At 56.5% G+C, this 26,529-nt stretch carries 18 protein-coding genes; 9 read left to right on the top strand and 9 right to left on the bottom strand.

Features of this window, described 5'->3' with window-relative positions; translation table 11 throughout:
- The first annotated feature begins 41 nt into the window (after positions 1 to 41).
- From LBK75_04120 to LBK75_04130, 3 genes are all read left to right on the top strand, one after another.
- On the top strand, positions 42 to 1,706 hold the full coding sequence (locus tag LBK75_04120; GenBank protein ID MDR1157476.1) for an ABC transporter ATP-binding protein/permease: 1,665 nt from the start codon (positions 42 to 44) through the stop codon (positions 1,704 to 1,706).
- 51 nt (positions 1,707 to 1,757) lie between these two features.
- Positions 1,758 to 2,600, top strand: coding sequence for a fumarate hydratase (locus tag LBK75_04125; GenBank protein MDR1157477.1), 843 nt, complete (start codon positions 1,758 to 1,760; stop codon positions 2,598 to 2,600).
- 141 nt (positions 2,601 to 2,741) lie between these two features.
- Positions 2,742 to 3,308, top strand: a complete 567-nt coding sequence (locus tag LBK75_04130) for a Fe-S-containing hydro-lyase (GenBank protein MDR1157478.1) — start codon at positions 2,742 to 2,744, stop codon at positions 3,306 to 3,308.
- Here the strand turns inward: LBK75_04130 and LBK75_04135 are convergent.
- Positions 3,265 to 3,663 (bottom strand): bacteriohemerythrin, encoded by a 399-nt coding sequence (locus LBK75_04135; GenBank protein ID MDR1157479.1) that lies wholly within the window; start codon positions 3,661 to 3,663, stop codon positions 3,265 to 3,267. The two genes, LBK75_04130 and LBK75_04135, sit on opposite strands and share 44 nt — an antisense overlap.
- A 186-nt stretch (positions 3,664 to 3,849) precedes the next feature.
- On the opposite strand from LBK75_04135, the gene LBK75_04140 reads away from it, so the two are divergent.
- A complete protein-coding gene (locus LBK75_04140; GenBank protein ID MDR1157480.1) occupies positions 3,850 to 4,527 on the top strand; it encodes a 4'-phosphopantetheinyl transferase superfamily protein in 678 nt (225 codons plus the stop codon).
- A gap of 80 nt (positions 4,528 to 4,607) precedes the next feature.
- On the opposite strand, the gene LBK75_04145 is transcribed toward LBK75_04140, so the two are convergent.
- A complete protein-coding gene (locus LBK75_04145; GenBank protein ID MDR1157481.1) occupies positions 4,608 to 5,018 on the bottom strand; it encodes a hypothetical protein in 411 nt (136 codons plus the stop codon).
- A 186-nt stretch (positions 5,019 to 5,204) separates the two neighbouring features.
- Here LBK75_04145 and LBK75_04150 point away from each other — a divergent pair, with 186 nt between their 5' ends.
- The 4 genes from LBK75_04150 to LBK75_04165 all read left to right on the top strand — a co-directional run bounded on the left by LBK75_04150 (position 5,205) and on the right by LBK75_04165 (position 11,127).
- Positions 5,205 to 7,247, top strand: coding sequence for an efflux RND transporter periplasmic adaptor subunit (locus tag LBK75_04150; protein MDR1157482.1), 2,043 nt, complete (start codon positions 5,205 to 5,207; stop codon positions 7,245 to 7,247).
- Between the two features lie 5 nt (positions 7,248 to 7,252).
- Positions 7,253 to 7,942 carry an ABC transporter ATP-binding protein gene (locus LBK75_04155; protein ID MDR1157483.1) on the top strand — a complete coding sequence of 230 codons (690 nt, stop codon included), beginning with the start codon at positions 7,253 to 7,255 and terminating at the stop codon, positions 7,940 to 7,942.
- A 101-nt stretch (positions 7,943 to 8,043) separates the two neighbouring features.
- Positions 8,044 to 9,216 (top strand): ABC transporter permease, encoded by a 1,173-nt coding sequence (locus LBK75_04160; protein ID MDR1157484.1) that lies wholly within the window; start codon positions 8,044 to 8,046, stop codon positions 9,214 to 9,216.
- Between the two features lie 24 nt (positions 9,217 to 9,240).
- Positions 9,241 to 11,127, top strand: coding sequence for an S-layer homology domain-containing protein (locus tag LBK75_04165; GenBank protein MDR1157485.1), 1,887 nt, complete (start codon positions 9,241 to 9,243; stop codon positions 11,125 to 11,127).
- Positions 11,128 to 11,220: 93 nt separating this feature from the next.
- Here the strand turns inward: LBK75_04165 and LBK75_04170 are convergent, their stop codons facing one another.
- From LBK75_04170 to LBK75_04180, 3 genes are all read right to left on the bottom strand, one after another.
- Positions 11,221 to 11,409 carry an alpha/beta-type small acid-soluble spore protein gene (locus tag LBK75_04170; protein MDR1157486.1) on the bottom strand — a complete coding sequence of 63 codons (189 nt, stop codon included), beginning with the start codon at positions 11,407 to 11,409 and terminating at the stop codon, positions 11,221 to 11,223.
- A 488-nt stretch (positions 11,410 to 11,897) separates the two neighbouring features.
- Entirely contained in the window at positions 11,898 to 12,287 is a 390-nt protein-coding gene (locus tag LBK75_04175) for a putative toxin-antitoxin system toxin component, PIN family (GenBank protein ID MDR1157487.1), read from the bottom strand.
- The gene (locus tag LBK75_04180; protein MDR1157488.1) at positions 12,284 to 12,601 is read right to left on the bottom strand and encodes a type II toxin-antitoxin system RelB/DinJ family antitoxin; all 318 of its coding nucleotides are present in this window, start codon (positions 12,599 to 12,601) and stop codon (positions 12,284 to 12,286) included. Before LBK75_04180 ends, LBK75_04175 begins: the two co-directional genes overlap by 4 nt.
- Positions 12,602 to 12,894: 293 nt before the next feature.
- On the opposite strand from LBK75_04180, the gene LBK75_04185 reads away from it, so the two are divergent.
- Entirely contained in the window at positions 12,895 to 17,802 is a 4,908-nt protein-coding gene (locus LBK75_04185) for a carbohydrate-binding protein (protein ID MDR1157489.1), read from the top strand.
- On the opposite strand, the gene LBK75_04190 is transcribed toward LBK75_04185, so the two are convergent.
- From LBK75_04190 to LBK75_04205, 4 genes are all read right to left on the bottom strand, one after another.
- A complete protein-coding gene (locus LBK75_04190) occupies positions 17,792 to 18,667 on the bottom strand; it encodes a permease prefix domain 1-containing protein (protein ID MDR1157490.1) in 876 nt (291 codons plus the stop codon). The genes LBK75_04185 and LBK75_04190 overlap by 11 nt on opposite strands.
- Before the next feature lie 3 nt (positions 18,668 to 18,670).
- Positions 18,671 to 19,003: a PadR family transcriptional regulator gene (locus tag LBK75_04195; protein ID MDR1157491.1), complete on the bottom strand. Its 333-nt coding sequence runs from the start codon at positions 19,001 to 19,003 to the stop codon at positions 18,671 to 18,673.
- Between the two features lie 229 nt (positions 19,004 to 19,232).
- A complete protein-coding gene (locus tag LBK75_04200; protein MDR1157492.1) occupies positions 19,233 to 20,624 on the bottom strand; it encodes a putative DNA binding domain-containing protein in 1,392 nt (463 codons plus the stop codon).
- A 126-nt stretch (positions 20,625 to 20,750) separates the two neighbouring features.
- Entirely contained in the window at positions 20,751 to 26,399 is a 5,649-nt protein-coding gene (locus tag LBK75_04205) for a leucine-rich repeat protein (protein MDR1157493.1), read from the bottom strand.
- Positions 26,400 to 26,529: the final 130 nt, after the last annotated feature.

Genomic DNA, 26,529 nt, shown 5'->3' on the forward strand with positions numbered 1-26,529 from the left:
TCGCGTATTACCGGCCGCACCGGAAGCTGTTTGCGCTCGACATGATCTGCGCGTTCATGATCGCTCTGGTCGACCTGGCGTTTCCGCTGATCTCGCGTTATGCCATGACGTCGATGCTGCCGGGCCGGCTGTTTGGCCCTTTCTTTGTGCTCATGGGTGCGCTCGTGCTCGTCTATGTGCTGCGCTCGGCCTTCTCCTATATCGTGACGTATTGGGGGCACAGCCTCGGCGTGCTGATGGAGGCCGACATGCGGCGGGACCTGTTTGCGCACATGCAGACGCTCTCGTTTAAGTTTTACGACGCGAACCGCACGGGGCTTCTCATGTCCCGCGTCACAACGGATCTCTTCGACATCACGGAATTGGCCCACCACGGGCCTGAGGACGTGTTCATCTCGCTCGTCACCATTTTGGGCGCCTTCGGCATCATGCTGGGCATCAACTGGAAGCTCGCGCTGGTGCTCATCCTGCTGGTGCCGGTGGGGTTGGCCTTTACCTATCTCCAGCGTCGGCGGATGATGTCCGCCTCCCGCCGCGTCAAGGAGCGTGTGGCCGGCATCAACGCAGGCATCGAATCCAGCATCTCCGGAGCGCGGGTGGCCAAGGCCTTTACCAACGAGCGCTTTGAGGTACAGAAATTCAACGAGAGCAACGAGGGTTTCAAACGCGCCAAAGGCGGTTTTTATTCGGCGATGGCCGTCTTTCACAGTGGAATGGAATTTTTTACCAATTTATTCAATGTAGCGGTCATCGCGATGGGCGGCTATTTTATCATGCGTGAGGAACTGGACTACGTGGGGCTCATGACTTTTGCACTCTATGTGTCGGCGTTTTTGCAGCCCATCCGGCGGCTGTCGCAGTTTGTGGAGCAGTTCACAAACGGCATGGCTGGTTTCGCCCGCTTCAGCGAGCTGATGCACGAAAAGCCGGAGATCGTGGATCGCCCGGGGGCTTTTACGCTCCGGCAGGTGAAGGGAGACATTGCGTTTCAAAACGTCTCCTTCTCTTATGACGACAAGACAAAAGTGCTCAAAAACCTGGACCTCACGGTAGCGGCGGGCCGGACGCTGGCGCTGGTCGGTCCGTCGGGCGGCGGGAAGACAACGCTGTGCCACCTGATTCCGCGTTTTTACGAGGTGTCGGCGGGACAAATCACGCTGGACGGGGTCGATATCCGAGACATCACGCTGGAGAGCCTGCGCGCGCACGTCGGCATCGTGTCGCAGGATGTCTTCCTCTTTGCCGGTACGATCATGGAGAACATCCGCTATGGGCGGATGGACGCGACGGACGACGAGATTGTGGAGGCCGCGCTGCGGGCGGAGATCCATGACATGATCATGGAGATGGAAAACGGCTATCAGACGGAAGTCGGCGAACGAGGCGTTCGCCTCTCGGGCGGGCAGAAGCAGCGGATCAGCATCGCCCGCATCTTTCTCAAGAACCCGCCGATCCTCATCTTGGACGAGGCCACCTCCGCACTGGACACACTGACGGAGACGCGGATTCAAAAGAGCTTCGAGGCTCTGTCTGCGGGCCGAACCACTCTTGTCATCGCTCACCGGCTTTCCACGGTCAAGAACGCCGATGAGATCATTGTCATCGACGAAGAGGGCGTCCGCGAACGCGGCCGCCACGACACGCTGCTTGCCCTGGACGGCCTGTATGCCTCGCTGTATAGGACACAGTTGACGACAGAGCGATGAAATTTGACGCGGGAGGCGTCCTTTTGTATGGGGACGACTGGGGTGACGGGTATGCGGGAGATTGAAGCTGCCGCGGTGACACGGGCGGTGGAGACGCTTTGTATCGAAAGCAACGTGCGTCTTGGGGCGGACATCCGGGCCGCTCTTCGCCGTGCGCACGGCGAAGAGCACGGCGCGCTGCCCCGCGCCGTGCTCGGTATGTTGCTCGAAAACGCCGACGCCGCCGAGGCCGACAATCTTCCCATGTGCCAGGACACGGGACTTGCCACTGTCTTTGTGGCATTGGGGCAGGAGGTACATATTGCGGGCGGCGCGCTGGAGGAGGCCATTCAGGCGGGCGTGGCGCGGGGCTACGAGCGCGGTTTCCTGCGCAAGTCTGTCGTATGCGACCCCATCGATCGGCGCAACACGGGGGACAACACGCCGGCGGTCGTCTATTACAACGTCGTGCCCGGGGATACGCTGACGCTGACGGTGGCGCCCAAGGGGTTCGGCAGTGAGAACATGGGCCGCGTCGCCATGCTGACGCCGGCGGACGGACTGGCCGGCGTCATGGATTTTGTGGTGGACACCGTGCGGCGCGCGGCGTCCAATCCCTGTCCGCCCGTTATCGTGGGTGTGGGTGTGGGCGGCACGATGGACAAGGCGGCTTTGCTGGCCAAGCAGGCGCTGCTGCGTCCCGTCGGTTCTCTGCACCCGGATCCCGTCTGGGCCGAGCGGGAGGCGTCTTTATTGCGCGACATCAACGCCTTGGGCATCGGCCCCGCCGGCTTCGGCGGCCAAACCACCGCCCTGGCCGTCCACATCCTGCCCCACCCCACCCACATCGCAGGCCTCCCCGTGGCCGTCAACATTGGCTGCCACGCCACAAGGCACAGCAGTGTGGAATTATAGAGTGTGGAAAGAAACATGTACATGTTTCCTTCCCACCCCGCCCGTATCGCAGGCCTCCCCGTGGCCGTCAACATTGGCTGCCACGCCACGAGGCATAGCAGTGTGGCGTTATAGAGTGTAGTGTGGATAGGGGGGAACTGTATGTTGCAGCGTATCACCGCGCCGCTTTTGGATGAGGTGATTGGGCGGTTGCACAGTGGAGATATGCTGGCGGTGAGCGGCGTCGTCTATACCGGACGGGACGCCGCCCACAGGCGGATGACGGAGGCCGTCGCACGGGGGGAGGCGCTCCCCTTCGATCCGAAGGGGCAGATCATCTACTACGCCGGCCCCTGCCCCGCCCCGCCGGGCCGGGTGATCGGCTCCATCGGCCCCACCACCAGCGGACGTATGGACGCCTACGCGCCCGCGCTGATCCGGTACGGTCTGAAAGTTATGATTGGCAAAGGCCTGCGCAGCCCGGAAGTCGTCGAGGCCATACGAACCTGCAGCGGCGTCTATTTCGCCGCCGTCGGCGGCGCCGCCGCGCTGATGAGCCGCTGTGTCAGACAGGCGGAGGTCATAGCCTACCCAGAGCTCGGCACGGAGGCCATCCGCCGTTTGGTCGTCGAGGACCTCCCTGTCGTCGTGGCCGTCGACTGCCACGGAGGCAGTCTATACGAGGCTACCCGTGAAGATGCGCCGCAACTTTTTTGTCCTCGCGCTTGATGTGACTGACCAGCCAGTCGCCGATGCTGGCGTTTACCTTCCCCACCAGCGCGATTGTGGGGCCTTCTGTTTTGAGCCGCCGGCTCAAGTCGGCCACCACCGCTTTAAACCCGTCGTGGAGTCTCTTATGGTTTGTGTAGTCCGGATAGTGATGCTGTACCTGCAGCTTTTCTTCGTCCGCAAAGTGCTTGGCCGTGTAGTGCGATAAGAAATCCAACGTCTCATTCAGCGCCGCGCGGCCTTTTCCGCTGGAGCACGCCGCCAACAGGTTGTTGATTGCCTGGATCAGCTCCTTGTGCTGTGTGTCGATCAACGCATACCCTGTTTCCAGGTCCTGACTCCATGTGTATGCCAACTGTGGTCACTCCCTTATTTGGGCGTCCGACAGAAGCGGGGTCGGCATTCCGCCGCCCGCAGCGGCGCCTTGATAGGGCGCCTTGCGTAGCGCCGCGCCCTCAGGAACTGTTAAACAGTCCTTTATATTTATATCATCGATGAGACAGAGCCGCATTTTTAGGGTTTTCCGGAAAAGAGGACGTCCATGGCGGAGATTTATCTGCTGCCTTTGGTCACGCCCCTGCCAGAGGCAAGGTATCGGGCGCTGTTGTCATGCGTATCGGCGGCGCGGCGCAAACGAGTCGAAGCCTTTCGGTTCGAGGCCGACCGCGCGCGGTGTCTGCTGGGCGCCGTGCTGGTGCGCCATCTGGCGGGCCGCGCGGGCCTCTCCCGCGGTGAAGCGCTTACATTCACTTGCAACCACTACGGCAAACCGTACTTCACGGACCGGCACCGGTATTTCAATCTCTCCCACTCCGGAGACTGGATCGTCTGCGGGTGGAGCAGCCGCGAGATCGGGGTCGACGTGCAACACATGGCGCCGACGGCGCCGGACGTCGATCGGCTTGTCTTCCACGAGGTGGAACGCGCGGCGCTGCGGGCCGCGCGGGGCGACGAGGCGCGGCGGGTGCTCTTTTACGACTACTGGACCTTGAAGGAGGCCTACGTCAAGTACCTGGGCACGGGGCTCTCCACCCCGTTGCGCTCGCTCTGTTTTCACTTGCCCCCCGGCGGCGGCGCCCATTGCGAGGGCCTCGGCGACACGCCGCGCTTTTTCCGCCGCGACGTCGACCCAGCCCACAAACTGGCCGTCTGCACCGAAGACGACGGCGTTGATTTTTGCTCCCTGACCATTGAGCAATTGTCGGACGGCGACGGATAAGCAGTCAAAGGCCCACTATATGTTGTGGCTTCACACAACATATAGTGGGCCTTTGGTGTCCGCGTGATGTTCGTAGGGGCTCAATTTTTTTCTTCCTCTGTACCCGCTTCCTCTACAGTACTCGGTTCGTCCGGCAGCAAGGCAGGCCCGGCGTCCACTTGCCACTCGCCTTGCGTTTCGATCACATCCGGGGATGCATCATAGGTGTATGGCTGGACCGGAGCGACCGCGGCGGCGAGGGCGATGAGCTTTTGTTTTTGGATAAGCCAACCCAGCGCGGCGAGAATCACGGCGTAGATGACATAAATGAGGGAGCTCTGCATGAAGTCGTTGAGGATGTTCATTGTGTAAGGAGATAGATCTACGCCGGTGTCTACGGCTTCCTTCAGGCTTTTGACCAACTCGTTGGCGAAGAGAACCGCGCACACAAGAAGACCCGCAGCCAACAGGAACAGAAAGATGCCGAAAATGGAGACCTTCGATTTTTTCATCGTGTCTTTCCTCTCTGCTTTCGCATAAAATGCGCCTACCACGCCCAAATTGTACTACATCCCTGGCCGGCTGTCAATCTGCCTATGATATTTCTCATAAAATTCACATTTTGTCCAAACACTGTTTTCTTTTTTTCTTTATAATCGAAACCAAGAATTTATGAATCCATGCTGAGGGGGAGTTTTGTGAATCCGTCGGTTCCCGCGCCAGAGGGCATGCCGGAGGTCGGCGCCGTTGCGCCGGTCAGAAAGACCGGACGCAAAAAAGGCAAGCGCCTCAAAAAGATTCTCATAGCTGCGGTGGTGCTGGCCGCGGCGGTTGTCCTCGTGTATTTGTGGCGCCACCGCCCGGTGGCCGAGAGCAATACACAATACATAGACAGCACGGTCACGCGCGGCGACATCTCCGTGTCGATCAGCGGACCGGGCGCCATCGCGCCGAACAACCAGTACGAGGTCATCGCCCTGGTGCAGGGAGAGATTTTAGAATCTCCCTTCGAAGAGGGACAAGTGGTCGAAAAGGGGGATATCTTGTACCGGATCGACCCAGAAAACGCGATCAACAACATCGACAAGGCCCAGACGGCGCTGGAGCGGTCCGAACTTTCGTATGAGCAGACGCTGAACGGCACCAAGGTTGACTATCCGAATATCACCGCCTCCATCGGCGGCATCATCACGATGCTCTATGTGGAAGACGGTGACAACATCCAGACCGGCGGCCGCGTGGCCGACATCGTGGACAGCGACCATTTGCTGCTCACGCTGCCCTTCAACGAGGGCGACGCCACCGCGCTGACGGTGGGCGCCGCCGCCCGGGTGTACCTTGAGGACAGCGACATCGCCATCGCCGGCTCGGTACGCCGCGTGTACGACGCCGTCTCCGTCTCCGCCACCGGCGCGCCGGTGCGCAGCGTGGAGATCCTGCTCGACAATCCGGGCGCCGTTGGCGAGGGGGACCGCGCGACGGCGCTTGTGGGCAGCATCGCCTGCAACGATGCCGGGATCATCGGCTATCTCGACACCAAGACAGTGACGGCCCGATCCGGCGGTAAGATTCAGGGGCTCACCGTGCGTCAGGGCGACCGCGTCTCCGCCGGCCAGCGGCTGGCCGTGGTCACCTTTGACGCCGGCAGTTCCACGGAACTGCAGATCCGCTCGGCTTCCCTGGGTGTCAAGGACGCCCAGCTCAACCTGGAAAACGCCGAGGCGCAGCTTGACGACTATGTGATCACCGCCCCCATCAGCGGGACAGTGCTCAAAAAGACCTCGAAGGCGGGCGACACGCTGGACACGACAAATACACGCACCGTGATGGCGATCATCGCCGACATGTCACAGGTGACATTCGACATCAGTGTCGATGAGCTGGACATCAGCAGCGTCGAAGTGGGCCAGACGGTGGAGGTGACCGCCGACGCGCTGCCGAGCAGCGTTTTCGTGGGAAGGGTCGACAGCATCAGCATGCTGGGAACCACACAAAACGGCGTCACCACCTATCCGGTGAAGGTGGTCATCGAGGACCACGAGGGTCTGCTGCCCGGGATGAACGTGAATGGGGCCATCTTGTTTGAGACGGCGGAAAATGTGCTGCGCGTACCCGCCGCCGCCGTGATCCGCGGCAACTTCGTGCTGCTGAAGCTCACGGAGGGCCAGACGGAGGAGGCGGCGCGGCAGGAGCACGCGCTGTCATCGGCGCCCGCCGCAGACGGCGGCCGTGCTCCCTTTGGCGGCGGCACAGGCGCCGCGGACGGTGATGCCCCCGCCGGCGCGCCGTCCGGCCGCGGTGCCTATGGCGGCGGCGCGGACGCTGCGGACGGCGGTGCCCCCGCCGGTGCGCCGCCCGGCCGCGGTACCTATGGCGGCGGCGCGGACGCTGCGGACAGCAATGCCCCCGCCGGTGCGCCGCCCGACCGCGGTGCTTATGGCGGCGGCGCGGACGCTGCGGACAGCGATGCCCCCGCCGGCGAAAGGCCCGCGGCCAACCGGGCGGAAGCCCCGGCCGGTTATGTCTACATCCAGGTGCGTACAGGGATCAACGACGACACATGGATCGAGATTACGGACGGCCTGCGCGAGGGCGACGTAGTCGCGACACAGGTCAATATCTCAAGCACAAGCAACGGCTTCCTCGGCATGCAGAGCATGGGCGGCGGTGGTATGATGAGCGGCGGCGCCCGACCGGCCATGCCGGCCGGCGGAAACGCCACCTTTAGTCGCGGAGGCTGACGCCGATGATTATATTGGAAGATATTTACAAAATATACAACACCGGGGAAAACGAAGTTCGCGCGGTAGACGGCATCTCCCTGACGATCCAAAAGGGCGAATATGTGGCGATTGTCGGGCAGTCCGGTTCCGGCAAATCGACGCTGATGAACATCATCGGTTGTCTCGACGTGCCGACCGCGGGCAGTTACCTGCTGGACGGTGAGGACGTCGGGGCGCTGTCCGACAACAAGTTGGCCGACATCCGCAACCGACGTCTCGGCTTTGTCTTCCAGCAGTACAACCTCATCGCCAAGCTGAACGTACTGGAGAACGTAGAACTGCCGCTCCAATATGGCGGATACTCCGCGCGGCGGCGGCGGGAGAAGGCGGAGGAGGCGCTCGCGCACGTCGGCCTGCAGGACCGGCTGCATCACCTGCCTTCCCAACTCTCCGGCGGTCAGCAGCAGCGCGTGTCGATCGCCCGGGCATTGGTGGGCGACCCCTCCGTCATCCTGGCCGACGAACCTACGGGCGCATTGGATTCGCGGACGGGGCTTGAAGTGCTCCAGTTTTTGCGCGACCTGAACATGCAGGGTAACACGATCGTACTCATCACCCACGACAGCAAGATTGCCTCGATGGCCCGGCGCGTGGTCGGTATCAGCGACGGGAAGGTCGTCTCCGACGAACCGGTGGCCGCGCCGCCGTCTTAAAGCCGGAGGCGCCGGCGGACGGCCCGGGCGTTTGCGCAGATTTGGCCATTGGGATTGGTAATTTGGATTGAGATTTCCCCGAGGGTACAGGGAGGAACCAGATGGATATCAAACAATATTTTCTGCTGGCGCTGAAGAGCATCCGAACCAGCAAGCTCCGCTCCTTTCTCACGATGCTGGGCATCATCATCGGCGTGGCCTCCGTCATTGTGCTCGTCAGCCTGATGAGCAGTTTTTCCGGCGAGATGTCCTCCACCTTCGAGAGTTTCGGCGCGCATCTGATCACAGTCAACGTCTTTGGCCGTTCCTCAAACCGCACCGTCTCGGCCGACGATCTCTACGAGTGGGTGGATACCTACCCCGAACAGCTCCGTTTCGTTTCCCCATATGTGGCCTCCAGCGTGACGATGAAAAACGGCGCCAACAGCCTTACGACCACGCTGAGCGGTACAGGCGAGGATTATGACAAGATCCGCAACAAAGAGGTAGAAAATGGGCGGTTTCTGGGGTATATCGATATGGAACGGCGCCAAAAGGTCTGCGTAATCGGGAGCTATGTCGCCGCGGAGCTCTTCGGTGAGGACGACCCCGTCGGCCAGCAGGTGCGCCTCGGCGGCGACATCTTCGATGTCGTTGGGGTGCTCAAGGAGACGGGGGGCGGTACGCAGGGCGGGGACGACGACTGCGTCTTCATCCCGTACACGCTGGCGTTGCGCATGTTTCGGCAGATGGGCGGCACTTACTACCTCTCGGCTTCCGACGGCGACCAAGTGGAGCCGGCGGTCACGCTGCTGAAAAGCAGGCTCTACCAGGTCTACCAGAGCGAGGACGCCTACCGCGTCACCAGTATGAACGAGATGCTGGAGCAGGTGAACGAACTGCTCGGGATGATGAGCTCCATCTTGGTCGGCATCGCGGCGATCTCGCTGCTGGTCGGCGGCATCGGCATCATGAACATCATGCTGGTGTCTGTGACGGAGCGCACGCGGGAGATTGGCATCCGCAAATCGCTGGGCGCCAAACGCCGCGATATCCGCGGCCAGTTCATCATCGAGGCGGCGGTCACAAGCGCGCTGGGCGGCACATTGGGGATCTTACTTGGCATGACAGGGGCTTATCTCGTCGGCCGTCTCATCGGCTTCACCGTGGTTCCCACCCCCACCGCCGTCCTGATGGCATTCTCTGTCTCCGCCGGCATCGGCATCATTTTTGGCTACTTCCCCGCTTCCAAGGCTTCCAAACTGAATCCCATCGACGCGCTGCGTTATGAGTAAAGAAACAAACGGGGGGATCCGTCCATGAAGAAAAGTCGAAGAAGGATATTTGCGTTTTGTTTGGCGGCGGCGGTGCTGGCGGGCGGCGTCACGGCCGCGGCCGCGCCGCCGGAGCAGCCGGAGTCGGACATCCGGCAGATCATGTCCCTGCTGAACGTCATGCACGGCTACCCGAACGGGGACTTCGGCCTCGGCGACAGTTTGACGCGCGCCCAGTTCTCCAAGATGTGCATCGCGCTCTCGCCGATGCGGGACCAGGTGGCGTCCAGTTCGCTGACTTCCCCGTTTAAGGATGTGCCCTACACGCACTGGGCGGCCTCCTATATCCGCGCCGCGTCTCTGGCCGGGTACATGCGGGGTTACCCGAACGGTACGTTTGGGCCGGACCGCACGCTCACGGTGGAGGAGGCGGTCACAGTGGCGCTGCGCCTGCTTGGCTACACGGCGAGCGACTTGACCGGCCCCTACCCGCAGACACAGCTCTCTCTCGCCGCCCGCCTGGAACTGACGGCGGAGATCGACGCCACGCGCGGCCATGTGATCACGCGCGGCGAGGCCATGACGCTGCTCTACACGCTGCTGGACACATCGCAAAAGCAGGGCGGCAAATTGGTCGCCACGCTTGGGTACCAGAGCGTAGTTCTGGACGAGATGCTGGCGGACAAATTTGAGGGCCCCGTCACGTTGGGCGAGAGTCCCGACGCCAGTCTGCGCGCCCTGGGGCTAAGCCCAACCACGCTCTCGCTTCAAAAGGATGGCGCGAGCGCCGCGTCCTCCGCACTGCGGCCCTACGACATCCTTTACCACGTGCCCGGCTACCAGGTCGCGCGGGCCTACTCCACGCGGGTGACAGGTCTCTACGAAAAGGCGCTGCCGAACCGGGACGCGCCGGCTCAGGTCGTCGTGGACGGCGCGACCTACGCGCTGGAGACGGACGAGGCCAAGGCGCTGCTGTCCGTCGCCGGTTCGTTCCGGCCCGGCGAGACGGTGACGCTGCTGATGGGCCGCGAGGGCGTGGCCAACGTCATCCCCGGCGGCGCCGACGACCAGCGCTACATCGGGATCATCACGGCGGCGGAGACGCGCTCCGTGACCGACGCCGCGGGCGTCGTGTCGCAGCGCCGTTTTGTCACCGTTTTGCTCGACACCGGGGAGACCCGGGAACTCACCGCGGAGCGCGACTGGTCCGACAGCATCAGTCTGGCGGTGCAGCTCCGCTACGAGGACGGGACGCCGAAGGTGCAGACGCTGACGCGCTACAACAGCAGCTCGCCCGGCCTGTTTGATCTGGCCGCCGGCCAGCTGGGGAGCCGGACGCTCTCGCCCGACATCATCATCATGGAGCGCGCCAACAAGACCGGGCGCCTGGTGCTGCCGCAGCGGCTGGACGGTGTCCGGCTGACCACGATGCAGGTATATTATCTGGGCGTCGACGCGCAGGGGCGGGTGGATCGGCTCGTGCTGGACGCCGTCACCGGCGATCATCTCTCCTTCGGCCTGCTGCTTTCTAAGACGGAGCTGCCGGGGACAGGGCTGAACATCAGCGCCGCGTACCAATACGACATCGCCGGCCGGCGCGCCACCGCCACCGTAAAAGCGGTCTTCCCGGTGAGCTACGGCCCCTGCTGGTTCTCCTTTGCCGCCGACGGGACGCTGGACGACATCCAAAAGCTTCCTGCCGTGGACGGAGTCATCTCCAACCTCTCGCGGCAGTATCTCGACACCGCCGCCGGCGCGCGCCATCGCATTGCCGACGACGTGTCGGTCTACGTCTACACGCAGGACAAGGGCGGCACATACGTGCTTGGTACCCTCACCCAGGCCCTGAGCCATCCCCTCACGCAGGTCGAGGCCTACTACGACAAACCGCTCGCCGAAGCCGGCTGCGTCCGGCTCATCATCCTCCGGTAGTGCGCACTGCCGCGCGGTAAATTTTGGAAACTTTTCATGTGTCCAACGGCACAGCAAAAGAGGCCCTCTCGGGCCTCTTTTGCTGTGCCGTTGTTATTTCAGTCCGTTCTCGTAGGCTTCGATCATCTTCTTGACCATCTGCCCGCCGATGCTGCCGGCCTGCTGAGCAGTCAGGTCGCCATTGTAACCCTGCTTCAGCGTCACGCCTACATCGGAGGCCGCTTCGATCTTGAAGCGATTCAGCGCTTCCTTCGCGTTCGGAACAAGAGACTTGCTCGCCATGATAGTAGCATCTCCTCGATTTTGATGGGGTCTGCGCCGTATCCGCGCATTGTTATTTTGGCCGCGACTCGCGCCGTTATGCTCCCAAAGTTTCTCCAAATGTGATAATTCTCACCAAAACTCCCCCATCCGGCGTTTGCGCAAGCGGCGCGGACGGCGGTCCAGGCCATATATATAGGAGAACCGATTCGTCGTGTAAAAAGCGCTGAAAAGGTATACCTTTCCAGCGCACAGACAACGTGGTGCTTCCCCAAAACCTAATTTTACTATATTACAAAATTTCTTCAAAGTCAATAGACTATTTTGGACTGTTTTCGAAAAACTTTTGCTGAAATTCCAAATTTTGACATATTCTAACAGCGAAAAATCACAAACGTCCCTCTGAAGCGCCACTTTATCAATCTATACGTTTCCGCTGTAGCGAGCAGCTATCATAGAAAGATAGGCAGCGGCGTTACGGAAATATGCGACAAAAATTGGAACTTCTGTCACAAAGACAAAAATTCTGTCGGTGTTAGGATAAACGCTTCATCTGGATAATGCTTTTTGTTCCCAGTCACAAGATAAGCTCCCGCGCTCTTTGCCGTGTCATAGAATACTCGGTCGTCCTCGTCAACCATATCGCGAGTGCCTGGGGTCGGCTCTATCCGTTCCCCATATTCCTGAATAACTTCAAGTACTTTTACTACTTCATTGGCTGGGATTCGCAAACGCGGTCTGAATAAGACATCATTGTATTCCGCAAGGATTCCTGAACTGTATGCCAATTTCAGCGTTTCTGTCAGAAACATTTTGTATATCTTCGCAGGGTTTCCAAGTGGTGAGAGCAAAGCCGACACAATGATATTCGTATCAAGCACGACAAGAACGCTCGTCATCCTCCCGCCCTTGCCTTGCGGGCTGCCGCAATTTCTGCGTCAATGTCATCCATCGTCATTTTATCCATTTCATTTTGGATAGACGTTTGCCAGATGCGTTCGGAAGCCGTCATCGCCTCTGCCATCGTCACCCTGCGGTTGCCGCCCGCCGCGTCCAGAGAAATTTCAAACGGGATTTTCTTTTGCCTGACAGCCTGACGCACAAATATAGTAACTGCTGTGGTCAGGTTCATACCAAGGGCATTAAAAACTATGTCGGCTTCGTCTTTCAAACTGCGGTCTATTCGAATGCTTAAATTCGTTGTTTCTGTCATCAAAATCACTCCATTCACGATTCTGCTCTTATTATAGCAGAATATTCTGTACCGTGTCAAGACATAGCACAGAATATTCTGTGCTATGTCTAATTCCACTACGCCCCACCTCTGCATCAATTATTCCCTTTGCTCATAAAGCGCGAATATTATTTGTGATGTAATAATTGGGAATCATGCAGAGATTTTTAGAGAGCAAGCCCAAATATTCTATTGACTCTAAAGAATTTTTGTAATATAATGACCTAAAATCTAAAAAATATCTACATGAAATGTAACAGGAGGCGTTTTTTATGAAGTTCAATAGGATTTTCCGGGTAACAGTGTCCGCCATCTTGGCGCTTGTGATGGTTGTCCAAGCTGCGGGGCCGTGTTTTGCGGCTTCCGTGACCGAGCGAGCCGTTCGCGACGCCCAGATTGGCGGCGAGCGCAGCAGGCTGTTTAACGACGGCTGGCGGTTTCAGATCGATAACAGCGGCACGGACGCGGCGCTGTCGGCCGTGGATTACGACGATGCGGCGTGGGACGAAGTGACCCTGCCGCATGATTGGCTGATTCAGCAGATCAAAGACAACAGCATCGCCGGCCTCTATAAAACGGATATAGGCTGGTACCGCAAGACATTTTATCTTCCGAGCGGCACGCGGGGAAAGAACGTCGCGATGCGTTTTGACGGCGTGTACATGGATTCAACGGTGTTCGTCAATGGGGTGCAGGTCGGCAATTGGCCCAATGGGTACAACACCTTTGAGTTCGACATAACCCCGCACTTGAATTTCGGCAATGTACCCAATGTCGTCGCGGTAAAAATCAACTACGAAGATCCGAACACACGGTGGTATTCCGGGGCGGGCATTTACCGCGACGTCTATCTGACTGTTACAGACCCGGTGAAGGTTAACTTTAACGGCACGTATATTTCGACAAACGGAAGCGCGGTCACGGTGGACACGGAGGTTCGCAACGCGTCGGACAGCGCCAGGAACGTACAGGTGGCGCAGACGGTGCTGGACGCGTCGGGCAGCCCTGTCGCGACGAATACATCGGCGGCGTTCCAAGTGGCGGCGGGAGCGATCGTCACAGATCAGCAGGTGCTAAACGTCCCGTCTCCGCACCTGTGGAACTTGGACGATACATATCTGTACACAATGAAGACGGAAGTCAAGGACGTGAACGGAACCGTGCTGGACACATACCTGTCCGTTTTCGGCTTTCGCACGATCAGGCTGGATCCGAACGAGGGCTTTTTCCTGAACGGTCAGTACATGAAGCTGAAGGGCGTGTGTATGCACCACGACTTGGGAGCGCTCGGTTCCGCCATGAACTATCGGGCGCTTGAGCGCAATCTTCAGATTATGAAAGACATGGGCGTGAACGCAGTACGCACGTCGCACAATATGCCTGCGCCGCAATTTGTGGATATATGCGACAGGCTTGGCATACTGCTTTTCAGCGAGGCGTTTGACGTATGGACATGGGCCAAAAAAAGCAAAGACTACGCTCGCTTCTTTGACGTGACGTCAACGGCCGATCTGAGCCTTATCCCGAACGCGGGCGCGCAGGCTAAATGGTCCGAGGTTGACGTGCGCAACTGGGTGCGCCGCGACCGCAACCACCCCTCCATGATCCTGTGGAGCATCGGCAACGAGATAGGCGATCAGACGGTCGCGTCCGGCCAGCAGACGACGAGAAACCTCGTATCGTGGGTTGAGAGCGAAGATCCGCGCGGCAACGCCTACCCGACCGTCGCAACCTGTTCTATGGACATTGTTCGCGACGAGACCGTGCGCGCCATGAATTTCGCGGAGCTTGACGTGATAGGCTATAACTATTCCGAGGCGGCGTATGACGCCGACCACGCGGATCATCCTGACAAGATTCTGTTTGGCAGCGAGACGTCTTCCGCCCGGCGCAGCCGCGGGGTTTACATTGCGGCTGACGGCCAGCGCTCAAATTACAGCATCGCCGGGACGAGCGGCGATTTGGAGAGCCGGTGGGCGGTGGATCGCGACCGCAAGTTTATTCTCGGACAGTTCGTCTGGACGGGCATCGACTACATAGGCGAATCGGCGACAAAAGTTTCGCATTTCGGTACGGTGGACACGGCCGGTCTTCCGACGGACGCGTTCTATTTCTATCAGTCGGTCTGGTCCGACAAACCGATGGCTCACCTGCTTCCCTACTGGTCCGACAGCTTGGGAGACACGATAAAAGTGTGGGCATACTCGACGCAGGACAACGTGGAGCTGTTTAAAGACGGCGTCTCACTCGGAACAAGAACCGTTAATCACGCTTCGAGTTCCGTGCTTCACGCCGAGTGGGATGTCCCTTACTCGCCGGGCGTGGTTACGCTTAAAGCCTATGACGAGGGCGGAAACGTCGTAGCGACGGACGAAATATCGTCGTTCGGGCCGCCGGCTTCCGTGGCGCTTTCGGCCGACCGCGCGTCCATCACGGCGGACGGCAAGGATCTTATATATGTGACAGCGAGCATAGTGGACGCTTCGGGCCACTTCGTCGCCGACAGCGAAGCGGAAGTGACGTTCAAAGTAACCGGGGCGGGCAGCCTTGTGGGAACAGACAACGGAAATACGGTCGATTACGACTCATACCAGTCCCCGATACGCAAAGCCTTTTCGGGGCAAGTGGTCGCGATCGTGCAGTCGGATGGGCGCCCCGGCCCAATCACGATAACCGCCGAAGGCGACGGACTCAGCGCGGGCCTTGTCACAGTAGCTTCCGTGCGCAATCAGGCGATCACAGGGGTCGCGCTTTCAGGGATCGACGGAATCGGCGCCATAACGTCGCCGCGGGGAAAACTCGCAATGATGGCGGACGTACAGCCCTCAACCGCAGATTGCGAATCTGTATCTTACATCGTCACGGAACCTGACGGCAGCCCTACGGACAAGGCCGTGATAAATAAGAACGGGGTATTGGAAGCGCTTAAAAACGGTCAGGTCAAGGTAACCGCGATCGCCGAGGACGGTTCGGGGATGTCGGGCAGCGCGGTTGTGGCCATATCGGGGCAGGAGGCTTTCACGCCTGTCAGTGGAATCACGGTTTTTGCCCCGTCAAACTTCATAGAAGTCCGCCACGGAACGCTGCAAATGAGCGCGGACGTGGCGCCTGCGGACGCTTCGCTCAGACGGGTAGTTTGGTCCGTAGAGAGCGCCGATGATCCGTCCGCCGCGACGATCAGCAGCAGCGGACTGCTACAGGCCGAGTATAACGGGCAGGCGACAGTGCGCGCGACGGCAGCCGACGGCAGCGGCGTTTACGATGAATTCACCGTCACGATCAGCTTGCAGAACATCTTGCCCACGCGCAGCCCCTATATCGCCACGCCGGCCGCTGACTACGCCAACAAGCAAGGCGACTCCATCGTCGTGGAAGAAGACGGGGCGCTGGGCGGCATCGCCGCGGGCAACAGCCTGACCTATGGTCTTTTCGCGTTTGGAAAGGCGGGTACGCAAGAGCTGAAGATAACGGCGGCCACCCCCGGAGAGGCAGGGGCCGACGCGGTGCCGATAGAATTGCACCTCGGCGACCCGAGCGGCGCATTGCTGGCCACGCTCCAGTTTGAAAAAACTGGCGACTATAATGTGTTTGCGGAAAGGACGTTCGCTATTCCGATGCTTCAGGGGAACAGCAATGTGAGCTTCGTGTTCCCAAATGGAGCATTAAGAATCGAGTCCTTTGTGTTCATGCTGCCTCCCGCGCGCGACCCGTACAGGGAGCCTATCCTGGCCACGGCATATGACGCCACTACAAGCAGCACCGTATGGCCGGAGGGCGACGGGTTGGGAGGCTTCATGCCGGGCGACAGCGTGACGTATGAACGCCTGGATTTTGGAGAAGAAGGCGCGGTGCGGATTAAGATGTCGGTATGTAGCCCAGCCGCAATCACACCGATTGAGATCTATCTCGAGGGGCCGAACGGCCCGTTGTTCACTACGCTTATGCTCGCACAAACAGGCAGTTCTTGGAACGTGTATGCGGAGAGGACGTTCGTGATCCCCTTGCTCAAAGACATTCAAAATATAACGTTCCGACTGCCCAACGGAGGCTTTCAGATGAAGTCGTTTGTATTCGAGAAAGCGACATCTAAGCCTTCGTCCCGCGATCCATACGTTTCCACTGTAGCGAGCAGCTATCATGAAAAGATAGGCGGCGGCGTTACAGAAACATGGGACGGCGACGGAGTGGAAGGCTTCGGCACAGGCGACAGCGTGACATACCACTATTTTGTCTTCGGTGACAGCGGCGCGGAAGCGATCCGGATATTCGGAGCCAACGCGGGGACACAGCCCGTGCCCATAAGACTTCATTTGGTCGGAGACGGCGGGCCGGTGCTCGGCACTCTCCTATTCCCGGCAACGGGGAGTAAGGATGCGTTCGTGGGAATGACGTTTGCGCTTCCAAAAATCGTGGGCGATCAAAGCATAAGCTTCGAATTTCCGGAAGGCGGCCCATTTGTACTGAGGGACTTCCTGTTCATGCGGCCCGGATATACCGTCCGCGACCCGTACAGCGTGACGATAGCCGCGTCTTTTGACGGACAGGTCGGCGACAGCCACGAGGAACAGGGGGGCATGGGCGGCTTTTGGCTGGGATCGGGTCTGATATACAGCGGGTTTACGTTCGGAATGAACGGCTCTCAAACGCTCAGATTCACAGGTTCCACTGCGGGCGAGAGCATGCCGGTGGAGATGCGTCTTGGCGGTCCTGACGGCGCGGTGCTTGCGACATTTCAGTTCACTTCGACGGGCGGCTGGGGCCTATGGGTCACCAGGGAGTTTGAGATTCCCAAACTATGGGGCGATCTCGATCTGTGCTTCATATTTCCCAATGGCGCCATGCAGATCAAAGACTTCCAGTTTATAGAAACGGCGCCGCAAGGTTCCGGCTTGACAGCCACGCCGCTTGCGCTTGACACGGCTGGCGGCGCTAAATTCAGCGTTTCGTCCACGATCCACAACTACGACGACGAGATGGCGCCGAGCGTGATCTTTGCGCTTTATAACGAAGACAGGCGGCTTATAGATGTCAAATCGACAAACGGCGTGTCTGTCGCGAAGGGCGCGGACGTGTCGTTCGCGGCGGAGTTCGACGTTCGCGGCGATTTAGACGGCGCGTTTGTTAAGATGTTTGTCTGGGACAGTGAGTACGTGCCGCTGATTGAGGAAATCACTTCTTAAAGATATACGCGACCATAAAAACCTGTATAGGCAGCGCGAAGAGCGGCGGCAGCCACGACACGCCCCAGTCCACAAAAATACCCAGCGTGACGAATAGCGCAACGGCAAGCAGCCACAATCCACCGCTCATCACGCCAAACCGCACGGCTTTCACGGGGTCAACCAATTCATAGTGAAACGTCATAGGTGCTCCAACCTCATGGTGGATCATGGCCTTTAACCACGGCTTTTGCCGTTTTGTTTCGGTGGCGAGCAAAAAGATTACGCCGCAGATGGCGGGGAGCAAAAGCGCCGCTTTCACGCCAATCGCGGCGGACATTTCCCATCCGTCGACCAAGAAAGAGACGACCGAAAGCCCTGCGCCCAAGAAACCCGCCAAGCAGACCGCTCCATAAGCCAGCGCGCGCCCGTGCTTCATTGCGTAATGGGCGGCGGTTTCCTGTGTCAGCCCAAAATAGGTGTAAAGCCCGCAGGCAACGGCAAGCAGCGCGGCGGCGAAGTAATACGTCCCCGCCCCTGCATGGCCAAAGAAAGAAATGAACGCTATGCCCGCGGCGATGAGCAAAGCCCCGGTGGCGGCGGTTATCCCCGCGGCGGTTCGTTTCGTCAGCGGCACTTTTGCCTTCATGTACATCTGCCCGATGGTCTCGGTGCGTTTTTGCTTGGCGACAGCGTCGGCAATGGCGGTAATATCGCCCAACTCTGCAAAGGCTTTTTCAAGCGCCTCATCCCCCGTCATCCCTTTATCCGTGAGTTCCTTTACGCGCTCACGCAGATTCACGGTGATTTCTTCCTTGAAATCACGCAGTTCCGGGGTGTCGTCATAGGCCGCGAACAGGCGTTCAACATAAATTTTCTCTTTCATGGCTCAATCCTCCAATAATTTGTTCAAAAGCGCCTGGGTTTTCAGCCAATCGCTTTTGTTTTGCCGGAAGAGCTCCCGCCCGGCGTCGGTGACGCGGTAGTAGCGGCGGCGGCCGCCCTGGGTTTCATCTCCCCAGTAGGAGGTAATATACCCGCCGTTCTCCAGCCGTTTGTAGCTGGAATACAGCGTCGCCTCCTTGAGTTCAAAGCTTCCGCCCGCTTTGTCGATGATGGTTCGGCGAATTTCATATCCGTAGTTGTCGCCTTTCGCGAGGATGCTGAGCACCACCGTGTCAGTGTGTCCCCGCAAGAGCTCGGACGCGGCGTTCTCTTTCAACGCAGTCACTCCTCGTACAATAAGTTTTGCGAGGGAATTTTTACCGCCGGACTTTCAAGCGTCGATTATATTGTTGCACATATTACTATGATTGTCAATATACTTTGAAGAAAAATTTTTGATCACCCCAAAAACAGGCCCCCGGCTCGCCTTCTCAAAGACGGACTGGGGGCCTGTTTTTAGATATATCTTGCGCGATCAGATAGCATATTCAGCAGAGCGATAGCCTCTATCGATTGAGTGTCGATTGGATATCTACTCGGATACCATTTGCAAATTCAATACCGCTTTCAGTATATTTAACGATTTCCAATTCAGCAAGATGTTTGTATCGTTCAAGATTTGTCTGTCCCATTTCCTTGCTTTGGAATAGATTCGTCAGTAGGATATAATCGTCTGTTGTCATAGCGTTCAAATGCTCATCGCCAATATTTTTTATTAGGGAAAGCATATGCTCATCAAGTATCTTTCCGTTAAGTGTCAGCTTTACGAAATACGCATCCGTACCTTTGAAATCCGGGAGCGGCTTTGCTTCACGGACAGCTAACTCATATATCAGATTCATCCCTTGGCCGGAACGCTCGACAAGCCCACATAACTGAAATATCGACGCTATCAGGGTATTGCGCGGCGACTGCCTATCGAGAATATTCTCTACTGTTATTCCATTCGGTAATCCACCGGGGCTTTCCACCACAAGGCGGTCGCGATATTGACGTACAAATACGCTGCCTGCAAGTTGATAATCTCGGTGCGATACAGCATTTAGCAGAGCTTCCCGAACAACCCGCTCGTTGAACGTGCTAATCGGGAACACAAACAGCCTCTCTTGGTAATGCTGTTTATCGTTCCGAAGATTAACAAGTTCCCAAATGCGGTCAAAATAATTGAAGAACCCTTCAGTGAATTCCTCGCGTTGGGCTGCGGGGCCGGCAGCCTCCGATGAACGGTATTCAAATACGATCTCCGCGCGCCGAAGGTGTTTTCGTAAAGCTTTACGTGTCCCGAACAATATCAGGGCAGCATACGTCACACCATCATCGGTAATTGCGTCACAATCACGGAGCAGTTGCTCTACAGACAGGTTTAGAATGCGTTTATTCTCGCTGTTTTTCGCCCAGGTCTGGCGGAATATATTGATTGCGTTCTCGTCAAGGTCGTCGATAGTTACCCCGTCGCAAATCTCAGCGGAAAAATCGAAGCTGCTTTCGGCGTAAATACTCCGGCGCACACCTTCCGGCATAGCAACAAGACTGTCGCCGACGTACCACCAAGCAATGCCGTCAACCTGAATCGGCAGCCCCAAAGGTCTGCTCGCAACTTCAATAGCGAGGACTCGCTTGTTGTTATCTTCATAAAGCTCGAAATCCACCCCAATTCGAAGTTTATCTATCAGGTCTGCGCGGGTGCGCTCCGGTTGAAGAAACGCCGTTGAACCCACGACTTGCCGTGGACGTTTGTCCGATATGCCAAGGACAAGCTTTCCGCCGCCACAGTTCGCCAGTGCACAGCAAATCTCCGTCGCTTCTTTGAAATTGTCCTTGGTCTTCCACTCTTTGAACTGGTAATGCTCGCCCTCCGGCGCATTCAGCAGTTGCTCTATTGTTTCATGTCGTTTCATTCTACATTCTCTCCACCTGCATACCAATTTTGCGGGATAAGATTTTCGCATGCCCTGCTTACGCTGGGCTTGCGCGGCTTGGAGATTGTCTACTCGACGGATTTCCGTGGTGGGTAGAGTTAATTTCTATTCGTCTTCTTCGCCACCCTCCCCCAAAAAATCCTCGATATATCCCTTGAAGATCATGGCAAGCTCGGCACGGGTAGAAGTTCCCTGCGGTACGGTGGTTGTGTCCGCGCGGCCCTCTATAAGCCCTATAGCAACGGCCCATTTCATGGCACCCAATGCCCAATCTGAAATATTGTTCATATCGGTGTACTTTGACAGATCAGCCGACACACTGATGTCCAGTCCTTTGAATTCGGCGTAGCGGTAAAAAATGGTCACAGCTTGTTCTCGGGTGATGGGATCATCCAAACCAAATTTTCCATTAGAGTATCCAAGGACAATTTTATTTTGATTGGCCCACAGGATGGCCCTGGAATACCACCCATCCGTTTTTACATCCGCAAAAGATATATCACCACTCACTTCCGGCTCATCTTCAAGCCTATACAGTGCCGTCACCAGCATGGCGCGAGACATGGTGACGCCGGGGGAGAATTTTTCTGCCGCTGTACCGATCATCAGGCCGCGTTTGGAGATAAACTGCACAGCCTCATAGAACCAATCGGTATCAACCACATCGACATATGGATTTTCCCAATCTCCTGCCAGTGACGGTTTGGGGTTCGGGACGGTCTTGCCTGTTGACGGATTGGGCGATCTGTCGCCGCCGTCATATGCCCATCGTGCCGTCACTGCTATGTCGTCGGTCACACTGTCAAAAGATGTATCCCAGCCATTGAAGGTGTATCCGTTGCGAGATACAATAGGCGCAACCGCCGCGCCACCGACGAGAACCATTTGCGTCAACGCGCCGCCGCCTGTGCGTACGCCACCGTTTGGATCAAAGGTCACAGTGTAACTTTCCGCCACAGTCTCTCCGGGCAAGCCAACAGACAATGTCATAGTTTTTGTCAATTGTGTGTCTTCCACCTTGAAGATGATCTCCGCCACGCCGGACAGTTCGCCGCTCACACTGAAAGCAGCGACACCGTTCTCATCTGTGACTGCCGACCTGCTCACTGTCGCGATGAATGGCGATGTTGATACAGCGATGATCTTTTTGTTGGCACCCGCCTGTGTTGGGAAAATCGAGACGTCGACACTTCTTGTCTGACCATAATTGAGACTTATTGCTTCCAACGTATTGATGCCTTTCGGTTCCGGCACAATGGTAACATTGGCCTGATAGGTATTCTCCAACCTGACGCCAGCATAACTCTGCGCAGTTGTGCCTACAGTCAGACCAATGATGCCGCCCATCGTGAATTTACCGCCAGACGGGATAACCCGAACAATTCGGACAAAGATCTTATGGGGGTTGAGCGGGTCTTGCTCCGCGTCTGGAAAATTCACGGTAAAATCGCCGCCATAACCCGTGAGCGCGATGTCCTCCGCCGTCAAGGTATCGATGTTCATGTATTTGTCAAAGGCGATTTCTATGTAATCCTCGTAGCCCTTGGCATTGGCTACAGTAGGTGCGGCGTGGGACACCATGCCGATGTTGACATCCAACTGCGGCGGCGGAACGGGAAGCCAACCACTCTCTTCCAGTTCGTAGCCATCCTTCGCAAATCTGACCTGCCATAAACCCCACGGAACATCCCAGGCGTACTGACCTTCGGCGTTGGTGGTCAATGGATTCTCCTGCCAGTAATCTCCGGCATCCCACAACTCGCCTGTGTCAGAGGGGGCGGCGTTCATAGGCTTGTAATACACCGTGGCAGTGACACCTTCCAGACGATTGGAGGGAACGGCTTCGTAGACATAGCCGGAAGGATCCAGTCCTCTGTCCGTTTCCTGCTCGTCGTCCGGATCGTCCGGGCCGCAGCAAGCTGAGGTACAGCATATACCATTGAGACCCAATCCATCCCATATTGCTCTGGCTTTGATTGCATTGAGTTTGGACAAAAGGCTGGATTGAGCTAAACCGAGTGCGATACCGCTCACAACAAGAAGCGAACTAATAACAATGACGGACGCCGTTACCGGGACTGCCCCTATAACACATATCGCTCCGATCACAGTACTCTCTCCGCCAATTATAATACTCTCTCCGCCAATAAGAGTTCCCTTCCACCACAACCCGAACAGCTGCTGCAGACAATCGGTACGCACAATATCGGAAATACAGCAATCGTTCTCTATCATCGTTTTTACATCATTTCGTTGTTTTTGAAATTCAACCACATCTATAGCTGAACCAACGGTTGATATTGCCGAAAAAATCGGGCCGAATCTAGGGACTACCGTCAATAGATTCTCAATTATAGTCTTAATAGTCGACCCGATTGGTATATCTGACATTCTGCGAGCAGCTATGGGCATAACCGGGTTATAAACCGTTACTCCTGAAACCGTCAATGTCCTTTTTACGGTGTCTACTATGTATGTCAGGATTTCTGAGTCTGTCTCCAGATTTTTCACATACATTTCACTATCGTCCGTGCCGGAAACACAATCGTAGCCTTCGCCCGGCAGGTTGCTGACAGTTCCACTGAACGCCGAAACCGACAGCTGATAATACAACGCGGCGTTTTCGGTACCGTCATTGTAATCCATCCGTGTTATATAATCTCCTAACAGGCCATTATTCTGTTCGACAAGCGTTTCCTTTATGATGCTCATGTCGATCCCGGCGGCTGCGAGATCCGCTCTAAGCTCATCACTATCTATTTCCAAGCCAGCCAAAGCGTTTTCAATGTCGATCTTCATGTCATCAAACTGCTGCCGGTCATACAAAACCTCCGCAGGGGCACCTGCATAGGTCACACCAACACTTTGGGGGGAACTGTTAATATCAAAATCTGCCGTCCCGATCCACACTTTTTTATTAGCGTCATATGTCAGCGGAACATTTCTTTTCACACTGTCAAATCCTGTGGCCCAGATCGAAACATCACCGTTCACCGTGTCCGGGTCCTCGAACTGCGCGACAAAAGTAAACGTATCGTAACCAGGCCAATAAAAGTATATGGGTCTTTTACCTGTAGGGTTGTCATAATCGATGATCGTATAACCGTTATTCACATGGTTATAGTTGTACATAGTCACCTTTGGGCGAGACCGATCTGCGGCATTGTGTACCAGCGTTTTTCCCTCCGTTTTTACTGTTACGCCTGCCAGATTCTTCGAAATTGCATATATCTTATGATACGAAAAGGCATAAGGCTTATACAGTTCCACGGACGCGTGCCATTCCCCGATACTGTTGGAAACCGCTTGCCCAACCACTGCGCCGCTGTCGTAAATGGTTATATTCGCGTTTGCGTGTGCGGTGCCACTGACATTCACTTGCGTGTGCGGGGATGATCGTGGAACATTTATTTCCAATTCATTGACCGTAACAGTCGACTGCCCCAACGGCTGTATCACGGGACCATCCTCGTTTCGGAAGGACAGATAGGCTGTAAGAAACGATTTGCCAGGCAGGGATGGCGTCGCGCAAAACCATAGAACGGCGTTCGGTCGTCCCGGGACCACAGTGAGTACCCGATTCACGTATGTATAGGGTGCGGCACGCCCGTCCAGAGTTACACTGTCGGCAATCAAATCCAATCCAGCCGGGAATTCCACCGTCAATGTCTCGCCGGAGACCATGTGCTTTTCATCCAATTCATAGGACAGACGATACGAAGCGAACGCGCTCATACTGACCGCCTGTTTGGCAGCCGAGAATTGGGCGGTTTTGGTATAGAACAGCTTTTCTCGATCCAGAATCGGTATGATAATATCACCCAAATCGGTGATTACGCCATTTGCAATGCTGACCGTGACCGAAGTATAATCCACCTCGGGCTCCAATCCCAACTCCGCCAATTTTTCGATATGCAAAACCTTCATAAGCAACGGCGTTTTGTCCATGAACACGACTGAATAATCACCTTCGACCAGTGGTTCACTTTGTGTCATACTGGAACAGAAAACACTTGTTACATATATACCTGTAGCGCCAAATACCATCGCCAAGCCGTCTCTGGCCATAGCTGTGAAGTGTCCGTTGTCGACAAAACTGATGTCAGCGGTTCCATTCAATTCATCGTCAAGTGAAATGCGCACCGGCAAAGCGCTCATCAGGCCATTGCTGTCGATGACCGAGATTTCAATTTCGTCTCCCGGATTCATTTCTCCGTCGAGTACGATATACGGGTATTGTATCGCAGCCAGTTCATTGGCTCTGTTTTGCGTGACATTGAACAGGGAGAAGGCCAATCCGTCAAAGGAATAGATTCCATATTCCTGGCCAGTCTCTCCGAGAGGAGCCGCGCCATGCTCGGTCATGAAAATAGTGATTTTTTTGTTCTTCAATTGCTGCAAAGCCACCGCGCCCAAATCCACAGTGTTCGGCGCGTCATCCGCGATCACTCGATTCAGTATTTTGTCGATATAGCCGTTTGCCGAAATGCTAACGCTTGTCTCTGTATTGAGAATACTGGCGGTAAAAAAACCGTCGTTTCCACTGTAGACGGTTTGCATAATGGTAAATTGACCGTTGGGGTATTGCGTCACGCGCACTGCCGCACCGGAGATGGGATCGCCCGTTATATCGGTCACCCGTCCGGTCAGTGTCACGGTCGGGATTCTTTGGAGTGTCACCGCCACTGTGTCGTCGCCACTCAAATCCAGCGGAACGCGACCCGGTTGCACATAAGCACAGCCCAGCCCTTCCGCGAGGATCACCTCATAATCATACTCTTTTTCTGTCAAATTGAGATAAACAGAACTCCCAGTTGCAATGACGGCAGGGTGTCCTCGTTCATACCAGTTGATGTTGAACCCATCGGCAAGCGCAGTGCCCCTTTCATCATTTACAGCCAGCATTATCCTCGTCGTGGGGGAAGCATATATATAGGGCAACCCCCGTCCTATTGCATATTCCTCAGCGTAGGATCCCGGGAAAACACGCAAGGTAAAATCAGACAGGATTACACCGTAATTCGACTCAAAAGCTGACGGAGATATCCAAGTCACCGTTTCCGGAATAGTTAGTTCTCGCAAATCCCAGCACTGCCAAAAAGCATACTGTCCGATACCGGTCACCGAAGAGGGAATTTGTACATCGTGAAGTTTCCCGCAACCTTGAAAGAGGCTGGGCGGTATGTAAGGGACACCTTCTTCCAGAACGGCACTTTCCAGATTGAATGTCCCGAGAAACGCGCTGATACCCTCCCATGCAGCCCAGTTGCGAATACTGCCGGGGATGACAATGTTTTTAAGTCCGCTGTTTCCGAAGGCCCAATACGCTATTACTTCTATACTGTCCGGGAAGGCAATTTCAGTAAGTTCCGTACAGCTGGTAAAAGCGTATTCCCCGATCGATTTTAGGCCGTTCGGCAAGTTGATCTCGGTCAGCGCGCCGCAATCGCTAAAAGCTCCGTCTCCGATGGTTACCAAACTGTCTGGTATAGTCACACTCAAGAGTCCGGTGCAACCGGAAAATGCACCTTTACCGATTGAGGTGACGACGCTGCCGTTCAATGCAGCAGGGATGACGATATCCCCTGTCGGATTTACCGCGCCGGTGACGGTCACAGTACCGTCGGCATTTTCTTCCCAGTAAAAACCGTTCGTCTCTCCGTTCGCACCAACCGCATCTACCGGCAGCCACACCGACATCAGCGTGGCTATCAGAAGAACACTGAGAACTTTTGTAAGTCCAAACCTTTTCACCGTCGTCATCTTCTTTCAGTCAATTAAGTTATTAAAAGTATTTTATCGCAATTGACAGTGAAGTGCAAGCCTCCGTTGAAAGAAAAAATACAATCGCCTTAGCAGCCCCTTATCCAAATCTATTATTCGA

The organism is Oscillospiraceae bacterium (assembly GCA_031265355.1).
Lineage (GTDB): Bacteria > Bacillota > Clostridia > Oscillospirales > UBA929 > JAIRTA01.